Source organism: Jatrophihabitans sp. (assembly GCF_046262535.1).
GTDB lineage: Bacteria > Actinomycetota > Actinomycetes > Mycobacteriales > Jatrophihabitantaceae > Jatrophihabitans.
In genome coordinates, this window is record NZ_JBHEMO010000127.1 from 1 (window position 1) to 11782 (window position 11782).

Consider the following 11782-nt stretch of genomic DNA (forward strand, 5'->3'; position numbering starts at 1 on the left):
CGAGGAGGTGACGGCCCGGATCCGCGAAGCAGACCTGCGCACCGTGCGCGTCGTGATCGTCGACCAGCACGGGCAGCCGCGGGCGAAGTTCCTCTCGCCCGACGCCGCGATCGCCGCCTTCACCAACGGGCTCGACTTCTCGGGCGCGATCTACAGCCTCGACACCGGCAACAACGTCTTCCCGCCGGCGTTCGCGCCCGGTGGCGGATTCGGCATCGAGGAGTTCACCGGTTTCCCCGACGTGGTCGTCGTGCCGGACCCGGCGACGTTCCAGGTACTGCCGTGGGCTCCGGGCACCGGATGGATGCTGTCGGACGCCTACTTCAGCAACGGCCGGCCGCTGCCGCTCGATCCGCGCCGCCTGCTGCGCGACCAACTAGCCCGTCTGGACGGCCACTCGCTCACCTACCTCAGCGGGTTGGAGGTCGAGTTCTACATCACCCGCAAGGTCAATTCCGGCATCGGCTTGAACGACACCACGCAGCCCCCGGCGGTGCCGGCGGTCGAGCCGTTCCAACTCGGCTACCAGTACCTGTCCGAAGTGCGGCTCGACTCGGTCAACGACACCCTTGTGGCCCTCCGCGACGGTCTCGACGCAGTCGGTCTGCTGCCACGGTCGATGGAGGACGAGTGGGGCCCAGGGCAGATGGAATTCAGCCTCAGCCCCCTGCCCGGACTGGGGACGGCCGACGCGATGATCCTGTTCCGCAGCGCGATCAAGCAGATCTGCGCCCGTCGCGGTCTGCTGGCCAGCTTCATGTGCTGGCCCAGCCTGCCGAACTTCTTCGCCTCCGGCTGGCATCTACACATGTCGCTGCTCGACGGCGACGGCGGCAACGCGTTCATGTCGGAGAGCGAGGTGCTCTCACCACTCGGTCTGAGCTACGTCGCCGGCGTCCTGCAGCACGCCAAGGCGATGACCGCGTTCGCGACGCCGACGGTCAACGGCTACCGCCGCTTCCGGCCGTACTCGTTCGCGCCCGACCGGATCGGTTGGGCGCTGGAGAACCGCGGTGCGCTGATCCGGGTGCAGGGCGGCCCCGGCGACCCGGGCACCCACCTCGAGGACCGGCTCGGCGAGCCCGCGGCGAACCCGTACCTGTACCTGGCCGCCGACCTGGCCGCTGGGCTCGACGGCGTCGAGGGCAAGCTCACCGCGCCCGACCCGATCAGCGCCGACCCGTACTCGGTCGAGGCCGAACCACTGCCGACGTCCATGGATGCGGCGCTGGACGCGCTGGACAAGGACCGCGCGTTCCGCCAGCAGTTCGGCGACGGCTTCATCGACTACTGGCTGATGATGAAACGGTTCGAGTCGGCGCGTCACCAGACGGCCTGCGACGCGGCCGACGACCCGGAAACAGCATCTGCGGAGTGGCAGATGCGCGAGTACTTCGAGTTCTTCTGATGACGCTTCAGCACGTGGTCCTGTTCAGCTACCCGGACGAGCTGTCGCCGGCCGACGCCGACGACATGCGCAACCAGGTGATGAGCTGGGCCCACGGGATCCCCGGCATCCGTGCCCTGCGTTTCGGCCGCGATCTGACCGACGCGCGGACCCGCGGCTACCAGTACCTGCTGTACATGGAGTTCGACAACGAGGACGATCTCGCGGCGTACCGCGCGCATCCCGTACACCAGAAGTTCCTCGCCTGGATCACCGAGCGCAACTGCACACCGCTGGCCTTCGACTACCACCTGACCGGCGACACGGTCTTCCTGCCCGCCACAGCCGCGGGCGCCCGAGCGGAGGAGTGACATGGCACTGGAGTCCACGCACGAACTGGCCCCGGAACAGCGACTCGCGAAGGGCGCCCTGTCGATCCCGGACGCCATCGCAATATCGGTCTCGGTGCTGGCACCGGGCATGGCGATGTTCCTCAACGTCAACGGTGTGGCCGTCCAGGCCGGCGGCGCGACGCCATTGGCCTTCCTGCTGGGTGGCGTGGCGTGTCTCGCGCTGGCCTTCGTGGTCATCGGGTTCACCCGCCGGATGGCCAGTGCCGGGTACGCCTACACCTACGTCAGTCGAAGCCTCGGCAAGGAGTCGGGGTTCGTCGCCGGCTGGCTGTACGCCTTCGGCCTCGCCTGCTTCGTCCCGATGACCCTGGCCGGCGTCGCCTACCTGTTCTGTGACCTCGTCGGGCTGAGCAACTCGTGGCTGTTCCCGATGTTCCTCGTGACGATGGTGTTGCTCGTCGCGTTCTCGATCATCCGGATCAAGGTGACGACGCGGCTGCAGCTGGTCATCGGGATCGTGACCGTCGTCGTGATCCTGATCGTCGACATCGTCACCACCGCGAAGGGCGGGGCCAGCGGCAACACCGCGAAACCGTTCACGTTCTCGCACACCGCCGTCGGCGGGTTCCACGGTGTCTTCTACGGAATCATCTTCGGCATCACGTCCTACATCGGCTTCGAGACGGCGGCCGACTTCGGCGAGGAGACCAAGAACCCGCGGCGGGCCATTCCCATCGCCATCATCGCGGCGACGGGCTTCGCCATCCTGTTCTACATCTGGTCGACCTACAGCATGACGATCGGCGTGGGCATCGACAAGATCGCTGCTGACGGCACGCCGCTGAAGACGATCGCCGACAAGTACGTCACGCACTGGGTCGGCACGCTGACCGAGGTCGGCGCCATGCTCGCGGCCTTCATCGTCTGCGTCGGGTGCGCCACGGCATCGACGCGCACGGTCTACGCGATGGGACGCGAAGGCGTCCTGCCCCGGTTCCTCGGCCGTACCCACGCGCGGTTCCAAACGCCGGTCAACGCCACCCTTCTGGTCGCCGGCGCGGCGCTCGTCATGGCGTTGTTGAGCTGGTACGCCTTCCCGGACCCGGGCTTCGGCGTCGGGCGCGCGCTCGACACGTACTACTTCTGGGCAACGCTCGGAACCCTCTTGGTCATCGTCGTCTACATCGGGTTGTGCTTCGGCGGCATGATCTTCTTCCGCCGAACGCAGCGACGGTGGAACCCGCTCGCCCACGTCGTCGTGCCGTTGATCGCTGCCGTCGTCTTCGCCGCGGCGCTCTACGGCTCCATTCACCCGGCCCCGCCGGCACCGTTGAGCTACACGCCCTACATCACGCTCGCCTGGCTGGTGGTCGGGGTGATCATCGTGTTCGGCCTGCGCTCGCGTAACCCGGAGGCCGTGGCGCGGATCGGGTCGATCCTCGGCGAAGAGGGTGGCGAGGACGCCGAGGACGTTCCCGAGAAGCCGGCACTGGGGGCGACCACCTGAGCCCGCCTTCGGCCGTCCGGCTGCTCGACGACCACGCGCACCCCTTTCCGCTGACCGCGGAGCCGCTCGACCTGACCGAGCTGTCGCTGTCGGTCGACCTCGAGATGCGGGAGCAGCGGGTCGCGAGCGCTCCTTGGACGCTGGCGACCGAACAGCTCCGCGTGCGCCTGGCCGCGTTCCTCGGCTGTGCCCCGGACGAGGTGCTCCAGGCGCGCGACGAAGCGGCGCGGGACTGGCCGGCTTACGTCCGTCGGCTGTTCGACGACGCGGGGATCGAGGGCATGCTGCTCGACGGCGGCCCGGAACCACTGGGGCCTTCGGCGCTGGACGGGTACGCCACTGTGGCCGGGCGGCCGATGTGGTCGCTGCTGCGTATCGAGGCTGTCATCGACCCGATGCTCGCCGACGGTGCGGACGGCGCGGCGATCGAGGATGCGCTGTCGGCCGCGGTCTCCGAAGCGGCCGCGCAAGGGGTCGCGGGATTGAAGACTGTGCTCGCCTATCGCACCGGCTTGGCGGTCGACCCGACCGTTTCCCGGCATGACGCGTACCGGGACCTCGACGCCTCGCTGCCCGTGCGGCGGCAGGGCAAGGCGCTGCGCGACTACCTGTTCCGGCGAACGTTGGCGCAGTGCGCCGACCTCCTGTTGCCGATCCAGATCCACACCGGCTTCGGCGACGATGAGCTCCGGCTGGCCGAGGCTGATCCCATCCTGCTCGACGACGTGCTCAGGACGCCGGAAGGCTCCGCCGCGAAGGTCGTCCTGATCCACGGCTCGTTCCCGTGGCACGAGAAACTGGCGTATCTGACGCTGGTGCGCCGCAACGTCTTCGCCGAGTATTCGCTCGCGAATCTGTTCAGCCCGGCGACCACGGCCGAGCGCATCCTCCAGCTGCTCGATCTCGCGCCGGCCGATCGGATCCTGTTCGGCACGGACGGCCACGGCGCGCCCGAGTCGCACTGGTTCGCCGCGACCGTCCTGTTCTCCGCATGGGAGGACGTGCGCCGTGCGCTGGCGGGCTCGGTCCGGGCGGAGTGGATCGGCGACGTCCAGCGGGCGGTGTTCGGCGGCAACGCGCGACGGATCTACCGGTTGACGGGCGCCAATCTGCCCAGGTGATGCGATCCTCTGACAAGTCCGCCTCTCTATCGATGCTAGGAACTGTCCTTATCAGTGATAGGTCCATAGGTGGGAAGCATGACCACGGTCGAGCAGCGGCGGTCCCAGCGGCGCGACCAGATCCTGTCCGCCGCGTGGGAGATCGCCGCCGAAGTCGGCCTGGGCGCCGTCTCGTTGCACGAGGTCGCGCGCCGCGTCGGCGTCAAGCAGCCGCCGTTGTACGGCTACGTCAGCGGCGGCGAGAACCAGACCGTCGACGCGGTCGAGTTCGCTCGCATCCTGTCCGGCCGCGCCGACGGACCTGGCGTCCTGCAGCACAAGCTTCCGCTCTAGATCCCGTCCCCACTCACACCAGTCAGGAGCACAGCCATACCCATCGCCACCGCCACCAACCTCGCCACGCTCGCCCAGCGCATCGACGAGGTCATCAACGCCCACGACGTCGGCGACCCGCTGACCGAGCTCGTGGTCGAGGACTTCGTCGAGCAGAACCCCCCGGGGCAGGGTCCCGGCCGGGCCGGGCGGGCCGACGTCCTCACCGGAATGTTCACCGCGTTCCCGGACCTGCACTGGACGATGCGGGACACCGTCGTCCAGGACGACCGGGTGATGACACTCTCGACCTGGAGCGGGACGCACGAGGGCGCGTTCATGGGCATTCCGGCCACCGGCCGTCGCGTCGAGGTCGAGGCGTGGACGCTGGACCGGTACCGCGACGGCCGGCTCGTCGAGAGCCGGATCATCATGGACGTCGCCGGCATGCTGGTGCAGCTCGGCATCATCCCTCCGCCGTCCGCGGGCTGACGGAGGAGCGTGACCCGCATTGGCCCTCGTGCTCAGGCCATCGCGGCTGAACGAGCCCGCGCCCCGGCCAGGCCCACCAAGGTGCCGAGGAGCATGCCGACGACCAACACGACGATCGGCGGGGCCGTGCCGGAGGGTTTGGTGATCATGTTGAACGCGACGGCGACGGCCAGTGCGGTGTTCATGTGGCTGGTTGCCCGGATGAACGGCCGGAAGGTGGCCGCGCGCACCTCGGAGGTGATCGGCCCGTCTGGGGTGGCCGCGAGCAGCTTCAGGTACCGAGTCGCGTTCGGGCCGAGCACTGCGCCGCCGGAGATCATCAAGATCACCAGCGCCGCGATGGCGGTCCAGACCCACCCGTCATCCCAGTGGAAGGTTTCGTCCTGCTCCTTCGACAGGTGCAGCAGCCAGGCCCCTTCGGCGAACAGCAGGATGATCACGATCGGGAAGAGGTTGCCGCGGCGATATACGGCGGTGGTGGTGCGCAACTCTCCCACCGTCGTCGCGGTGCGGGTTGCCCACTCGGCGTGATGCAAGGTGGACCCGAGCCCGATGGCCGCGAGCAGCGTCAGGATGTGCAGGAAGAGGACCACGTCATAGAGGTGCATGCGGCGGATTGTGCACTCGGCCGGTGCCGCCAGCAACGCGAACGCGCCCTAGGACGCCGTGCGTCTCGGTATTGCACCCAGCTGCCCTACCGGGCGTCGGCCAGTTCTGGCTCGACGAACGCGTCCTGGCTCGGGCGGCCGCGCAACAGGGTTGCGGCGATCACCGCGGACGCGAGGGCCGCGATGCCGCAGGTCAGGTAGCCGAGGGCGTACCCGTGCGAGAGCGCGTGGAAGGCCACGTCCTTGAGCGGGTTGAACGGGATGAGCTTGCCCCCTGGTCCGGGCACTTCGGCCGGCACCCCGTTCTGCCCGAGCGGGCCGGACTTCACCGCCGCGACGGCTGCCTGCACCGCCGGGCGCTCCGCCGGCGGGACGTGCTGCGGCGAGCCGTAGAACCCCGTCAACGCCGACTTCAGCGACGGGGTCGAGGCGACCTTCGCGTTGATCGCGTTCGCGGCGCTTGTCAGCGCGATGGCGCCCACGATCGCGGGCCCGAGCGTCAGGCCGCCGTCGCGCAGCATGCTCGTCGCGCCGCTGACCATGCCCGCTTTCGAGGTCGGCACGCTGTTGACGGCCACCACGGTGATGGACGTGACGGCCACCTTGAAGCCGGCCCCGACGACCAGCAGCGGGACGGCGACGGCGCCGATGGACAGGTTCGTCGCCGGGATGGCGGCGAGGATTAGGTCGCCGATGCCGATCATCGCCATTCCGGCGGCCAACACGATGCCCGGCCGGAACCGCTCGATGAGCCGGGTACTGACGGGGAAGAGCACCACCCCCATCACGTTCAGGCAGAAGAACCCGATGGAGGTCTTCAGCGGCGTGTAGCCCTGGATGGCCGACAGCCGGATGCTCGTGTCGTAGGCGGTGCCCAGGTAGGCGAACATGCCGATGACCGTGACGATCGCCGAGATCGTGAACAGCCGGTTGCTGAACAGATCCAGCCGGATGAGCGGCCGGTCCACGCGCCGTTCGATCACCACGAACAGCGCCATGAACACGACGGCGAGGACGAACCCGCTGACGACGCGGCCGCTCCCCCATCCGTCATCTGCGCCTTGGATCACCGCGTACAGCAGCGCGAACAGCGAGATCGCGATCGTGGTCTGGCCCGGCCAGTCCAGCGACCGGCCCTGCGGCGCCGACGAGTCCTGCGCACAGAGCAGCGTGATCACGCAACTGATCGCGGCCAGGATCGCCATCGCGAGGAAGGCGTACCGCCAGCTCGCGTATTGACCGCCCGAGTGGTGGATGCGCGCGAGCAGACCGGCCAGCACCGGGGAGATGAAGCCGGCGCCGGTGAGGGCCGCGGCCCAGATCGAGATGGAGTGCGCGCGGTCGCGGACGCTGTGCGTCCCGGCCGCGAGCATGGCGACCGAGGTGGGGAAGAGCGCAGCCGCGCCGATGCCGGAGATCACCTGGCTGGTGAGTAGCAGGCCGACGCCGTTGCTCGGGGTGAAGAAACCGAGCAGTCCGCCGACAGCCATGAGCGCGGCGCCGACGGCCAGAAGTCGCTTGCGGCCGAAGAGGTCGCCGATGACGCCGAAGGACAGTTCGAGCAGGGTCACCGGAACGAGGAAGGCATCCGAGACCCAGGTCAGCGTCGTCGACGAGGTGTGCAGATCCTGGTTGATGTAGCCGTTGATGACCGCCGGTATGGACAACCCGATCTGGGCGACGGCGACTGCTCCGGCGGCGGCGAACAGCGTGCCGCGGCTGAGCTTGAGGGGCGCGGATGAGGGGGCGGTGGACTCCGTCATAAATATCGAGCCAACCACAACGGGATCCTGATGTACAGGTTTCCTGATGGTTATCCAGTGTCGGTCCGCAGGGCCTGCCGGCACAGTTCCAGCAGGTGCCGCAGCTCCGTCGCCTGGTCCTCCGAGAGCGGGGACAACATGCGACTCTGCAGGGCGGAGACCTGCGGACGAAGGCGGTCGAGCAGGCGCCGGCCGGCCGGCGTCAGGGCGATGACGAGGCGGCGGCGGTCGGCGGGATCGCGGTGGCGTTCGATGAGGCCGCGGTCCAAGAGCGTGGTGACCATGTCGGCCATGGTCTGCCCGGTCACGAAGGAGTGCCGCGCCAGATGGGCCGCGGTGAGGTCGGGGTGGCGTTCCAGGACCGTCAGCGCGGTGTATTGCAGGGCGGTCAAACCGGCCGGGCGGGCGAGGTCGTCGAGTTCGGAGCGCACCGCCAGTTCGACCTGCTTCATCAGGTAGAGCAGGGTCGACGGCGGCGCGGCTTTCCCGTTCGACCGCGCTTTGGTCTTGCGCCCCGGACCGGCTGCGTGGGTCATCCAGAACCTCCTGGACGGGATCGTAGGCGTCAGCCCAGGCCCAGGATGCGGGCGGCGGTGCCCTTGACGATGGCCGGTCGGTGGGCGGCGTCGATCGCCAGCTCGTCGAAGTCGGCCATCCAGCGCTCGGGCGTGATGAGGGGGTAGTCGCTGCCGAACATGACCTTGTGCCGGAGCTGCCCACCGGCCGCGCGGACGAGTTCGGGCGGGAAGTACTTGGGTCGCCAGCCGGACAAATCGATGTAGACGTTGGCCTTGTGCGTGGCCATGGAGATCGCCTCGGCCTGCCACGGCACGGAGGGGTGCGCCAGGATCACGGTCAGCCTGGGGAAGTCGGCGGCGACGTCGTCGAGCAGCAGCGGGTTGGAGTAGCGCAGCTTGATGCCGCGCCCTCCCGGCAGCCCGGCGCCGATGCCGTTCTGGCCGGTGTGGAACAGCGCCGACACGCCGAGGGCCTCGATCGCGGCCCACAGCGGACGGAACGCCGCGTCGTCCGGCGAGAACGCCTGCAGGCTCGGGTGGAACTTGAACCCGCGCACGCCGTGGTCCTCGACGAGTGCCCGGGCGCGGTCGATCGCCACCTGACCCTGGTGGGGGTCGACCGATCCGAACGGGATCAGCACGTCGTTGTGCCGCGCCGCGGTCTCGGCGATGAGTTCGCTCGACAGCGCCGGGTGACCGGTCGCGGTGGTCGCGTCCACTGTGAACACCACGGCGGCCATGCCCGACGAGCGGTACCGATCGGCGAGCTCGTCCACGGTGGGGGTGCGGCTCTCGCCGCCCTTGAAGTACGCCGCGGACGCGTCCAACAACTCCTGGTCGAGGGAGAGGTGCCCGTGCCCGTCCGACTCGACGTGCACGTGCACGTCCAGCGCCTGGATGGCGTCGACGTTGATGGCCGGCTCGTAACGGGTCATGACGCGGCCTCTCGTAGCCGGGACTTGAGCAGCTTCCCGGACGCGTTGTGCGGGAGTTCGGCCACGAACTCGATCGACTTCGGCACCTTGTAGCGGGCCAGCCGAGACTCCAGGTGGCGCAGGACGTCGCCGGCGTCGAGGTCTTCGCCCTCGCGCAGCACGACGAAGGCGCGACCGACCTCACCCCACGTGGGGTCGGCGACACCGATCACGGCGCACTCGGACACCGCGGGGTGGGCGTAGATCGCCTGCTCGATCTCGGCCGGATAGACGTTCTCGCCGCCGGAGATGTACATGTCCTTGAGCCGGTCGACGATGCGGAGGTAGCCCTCGTCGTCGCGCGTGGCGAGGTCGCCGGTGTGCAGCCAACCATCGGTGAATGCGTTCGCGGTCGCGGCCCCGTCGCGCCAATAACCGGGGCTGACGTTGGGGCCGCGGACGAGCACCTCGCCCGGCTCGTCCACCGCCGCCTGGCGCTCGTCGACGACGACCCGGACGTCGGTGAAGAAGCAGGCGGTGCCGGCCGAGCCGAGCTTGCGGACACCCTCGGCCGCGCGCAGCATCGTCGCGCCCGGGCTGGTCTCGGTGAGTCCGTAGCCCTGCACGATCATCAGGCCGCGGTCGAGCCACGTCTGCAGCAGTGTCTCCGGAATCGGAGCGCCCCCGCACAGTGCGAGATGCAGGCTGTCCAGGTCGGCCGCCCAGAAGCGTCGGGTCTGCGACAACGCCTGGTACATCGTGGTGACCCCGAACAGCAGGGTGACCCGTTCGCGTTCGATCATGTCGATGGCGCGGTCGGCGTCGAACTTGGTCTCGATGATCGCCGTGCCGCCCTTCAGGATGGTCGGGAACAGCACCTGGTTCAACGCCGCCGTGTGGAACAACGGCGCGGTCACCAGCGCGACCTCCTGGCTGCCCAGGTCGATGTCGACGAGCAGGTTGTAGACGTTCCACGTGACGTTGCCGTGGGTCAGCATCACGCCCTTGGGCCGGCCGCTGGTGCCCGACGTGTACTGGATCATGAACACGTCGTCGAGGGCGATCGGCTCGTCGATCTCGGCATCGTCGTCGGCCATCAACCGGTCGAGTCCTGACCCGGCCGCTCGGGTGAACCCGACGGTGTCGAGGCCCAGCGCGGCCACCGGCGGCTGCTCGATGGCCGCGGCCAGAGCGTCCTCGACGAGCAGCAGGCCGGCGTCGCTGTGCTCGAGCACGTAGGCGAGTTCGGCCGGGGCGAGGCGGGTGTTGACCGGGACGAAGATGGCGCCGAGCCGGGCGATGGCGAACATGGCGATCACCATCTCGACCGAGTTCAGGCCGAGGAAGGCGACCCGATCGCCCCGAGCGACGCCGCGTGACCGCAGTCCGCCGGCGAGGCGGCCCGTCGCCCGCTCGAGGCCGGCGTAGGTGGTGATCACGCCGTCCTGCACGAGCGCGGTCGCGTCCGGGGCCATCCGGGCGCGACGCCGCGGCCAGGATCCGAGGCCGGAATCGTTCATTGTTCGCCCCCGCTCGCCCGATCGAGCCCGGCGGTCACCGGTCGGTGACCTTTTCCGCGCGCCCTTCCAGGAACGCCCGCATCCGGTCCTTGGCCTCGTCGGTGCCCTGAGCGATGCCCGCCATCATCGCCTCCATCAGGTACCCCTCGCGCGGGTTCGCCTCGGCGATGCGCGGCAGCGCCTGCACGATCGCGAAGTTGGTCTGCGGGGCGTTCTGCGCGATGCGTCGGGCCAAGTCCAGGGCGCGGTCGAGACCCGTCCCGTCGTCGACGACGTACTGCGACAGGCCGATGGCGAGTCCCTCGTCGGCGTCGTAGCGACGACCGGTGAGCATCATGTCGGCCATCCGGGCCACGCCGATCAGCCGCGGTACGCGGACCGACGCGCCGCCGCCGACGAACAGCCCGCGCATCCCCTCGGGCAGCGCGTAGAACGTGGAGCGCTCGGCGACCCGCACGTGCGCCGCGGCCGCCAGCTCGAGCCCACCGCCGACCACCGCGCCGTGCAGCGCGCACACCACCGGAACGGGCCCGAACTCGACCAGCTCGAGGACGCGGTGCCAGGTGCGGGAGTGACGAACACCGGACATCGTGTCGTGCTCGCCCATCTCGGAGAGATCGAGGCCGGCGCTGAAGTGGTCGCCCTCCGCAGCGAGCACCACGCAGGCAACGTCATCGAGCAGGGCGGTGAAGAAGCGTTCGATGCCGAGCAACGTCTCGTCGTTCATGGCGTTGCGCTTGGCCGGACGGTTCAGGCGCAGGACCGCGACCGCGCCGTCCTGCTCGGCCAGCAGCGACGACGGCAGGGCCACGACCTCGGGCGACGGCGGTTGGGGCACGGCCACACTCTCTCAGATAAACAGGATTCCTGATTATCTGACCAGAAGGTGGCCGGGGCCGCAAGGGTGTGGCGGCCACGCCGGTCTTCGAACGGGCGATCAGCCCCAGACTTCGGCGGCCGTCTCCACGATGAGCCGGAGCTTGGCGATCTCGTCGTCGATCGTCAGGTCGTTGCCCTCGACGGTCGAGGAGAACCCGCACTGCCCGGACAGGCAGAGCTGCTCGAGCGGCACGTGCTTCGCGGCCTCGTCGATGCGGCGCTTGAGGTCGTCCTTCTTCTCCAGCTCCGCGCGCTTGGTGGTGACCAGACCGAGCACGACCTGCTTGCCCGGCGGCACGAAGCGCAGCGGCTCGAAGCCTCCGGAGCGGGCGTCGTCGAACTCGAGGAAGAAGCCGTCGACGTCGAGCTGGCCGAACAGGGCCTCGGCCACGAAGTCGTAACCGCCCT

At 69.1% G+C, this 11782-nt stretch carries 12 protein-coding genes and 1 pseudogene; 6 read left to right on the plus strand and 7 right to left on the minus strand.

Annotated elements, in window-relative coordinates; genetic code table 11:
- The 6 genes from ABR571_RS16955 to ABR571_RS16980 form a co-directional block, all read left to right on the plus strand.
- The coding region (locus ABR571_RS16955) for a glutamine synthetase family protein (protein WP_409454387.1) at positions 1 to 1408 on the plus strand (1408 nt) is incomplete at its 5' end.
- The gene (locus ABR571_RS16960; protein ID WP_409454388.1) at positions 1408 to 1758 is read left to right on the plus strand and encodes a Dabb family protein; all 351 of its coding nucleotides are present in this window, start codon (positions 1408 to 1410) and stop codon (positions 1756 to 1758) included. The genes ABR571_RS16955 and ABR571_RS16960, both read left to right, overlap by 1 nt.
- Before the next feature lies 1 nt (position 1759).
- Complete coding sequence (locus ABR571_RS16965) at positions 1760 to 3247, plus strand: APC family permease (protein WP_409454389.1); 1488 nt, start codon at positions 1760 to 1762, stop codon at positions 3245 to 3247.
- A 104-nt stretch (positions 3248 to 3351) separates the two neighbouring features.
- The gene (locus ABR571_RS16970) at positions 3352 to 4368 is read left to right on the plus strand and encodes an amidohydrolase family protein (protein ID WP_409454390.1); all 1017 of its coding nucleotides are present in this window, start codon (positions 3352 to 3354) and stop codon (positions 4366 to 4368) included.
- Positions 4369 to 4446: 78 nt separating this feature from the next.
- Entirely contained in the window at positions 4447 to 4701 is a 255-nt protein-coding gene (locus tag ABR571_RS16975; RefSeq protein ID WP_409454391.1) for a TetR/AcrR family transcriptional regulator, read from the plus strand.
- 42 nt (positions 4702 to 4743) lie between these two features.
- On the plus strand, positions 4744 to 5172 hold the full coding sequence (locus ABR571_RS16980; protein ID WP_409454398.1) for an ester cyclase: 429 nt from the start codon (positions 4744 to 4746) through the stop codon (positions 5170 to 5172).
- A 32-nt stretch (positions 5173 to 5204) separates the two neighbouring features.
- Here the strand turns inward: ABR571_RS16980 and ABR571_RS16985 are convergent, their stop codons facing one another.
- The 7 genes and pseudogenes from ABR571_RS16985 to ABR571_RS17015 all read right to left on the minus strand — a co-directional run.
- Positions 5205 to 5780, minus strand: coding sequence for a hypothetical protein (locus ABR571_RS16985; RefSeq protein WP_409454392.1), 576 nt, complete (start codon positions 5778 to 5780; stop codon positions 5205 to 5207).
- An 86-nt stretch (positions 5781 to 5866) separates the two neighbouring features.
- Positions 5867 to 7543, minus strand: a complete 1677-nt coding sequence (locus ABR571_RS16990; protein WP_409454393.1) for an MFS transporter — start codon at positions 7541 to 7543, stop codon at positions 5867 to 5869.
- Between the two features lie 50 nt (positions 7544 to 7593).
- Positions 7594 to 8079, minus strand: coding sequence for a MarR family winged helix-turn-helix transcriptional regulator (locus ABR571_RS16995; protein ID WP_409454394.1), 486 nt, complete (start codon positions 8077 to 8079; stop codon positions 7594 to 7596).
- Positions 8080 to 8108: 29 nt separating this feature from the next.
- Positions 8109 to 8996, minus strand: coding sequence for an amidohydrolase family protein (locus ABR571_RS17000; protein ID WP_409454395.1), 888 nt, complete (start codon positions 8994 to 8996; stop codon positions 8109 to 8111).
- Positions 8993 to 10495, minus strand: a complete 1503-nt coding sequence (locus ABR571_RS17005; protein ID WP_409454396.1) for an acyl-CoA synthetase — start codon at positions 10493 to 10495, stop codon at positions 8993 to 8995. The genes ABR571_RS17000 and ABR571_RS17005 overlap by 4 nt, the downstream gene beginning before the upstream one ends.
- A 34-nt stretch (positions 10496 to 10529) precedes the next feature.
- Positions 10530 to 11333 carry a crotonase/enoyl-CoA hydratase family protein gene (locus ABR571_RS17010; protein ID WP_409454397.1) on the minus strand — a complete coding sequence of 268 codons (804 nt, stop codon included), beginning with the start codon at positions 11331 to 11333 and terminating at the stop codon, positions 10530 to 10532.
- Between the two features lie 99 nt (positions 11334 to 11432).
- A pseudogene (locus ABR571_RS17015) lies at positions 11433 to 11782 on the minus strand (5-methyltetrahydropteroyltriglutamate--homocysteine S-methyltransferase); the annotation flags it as partial.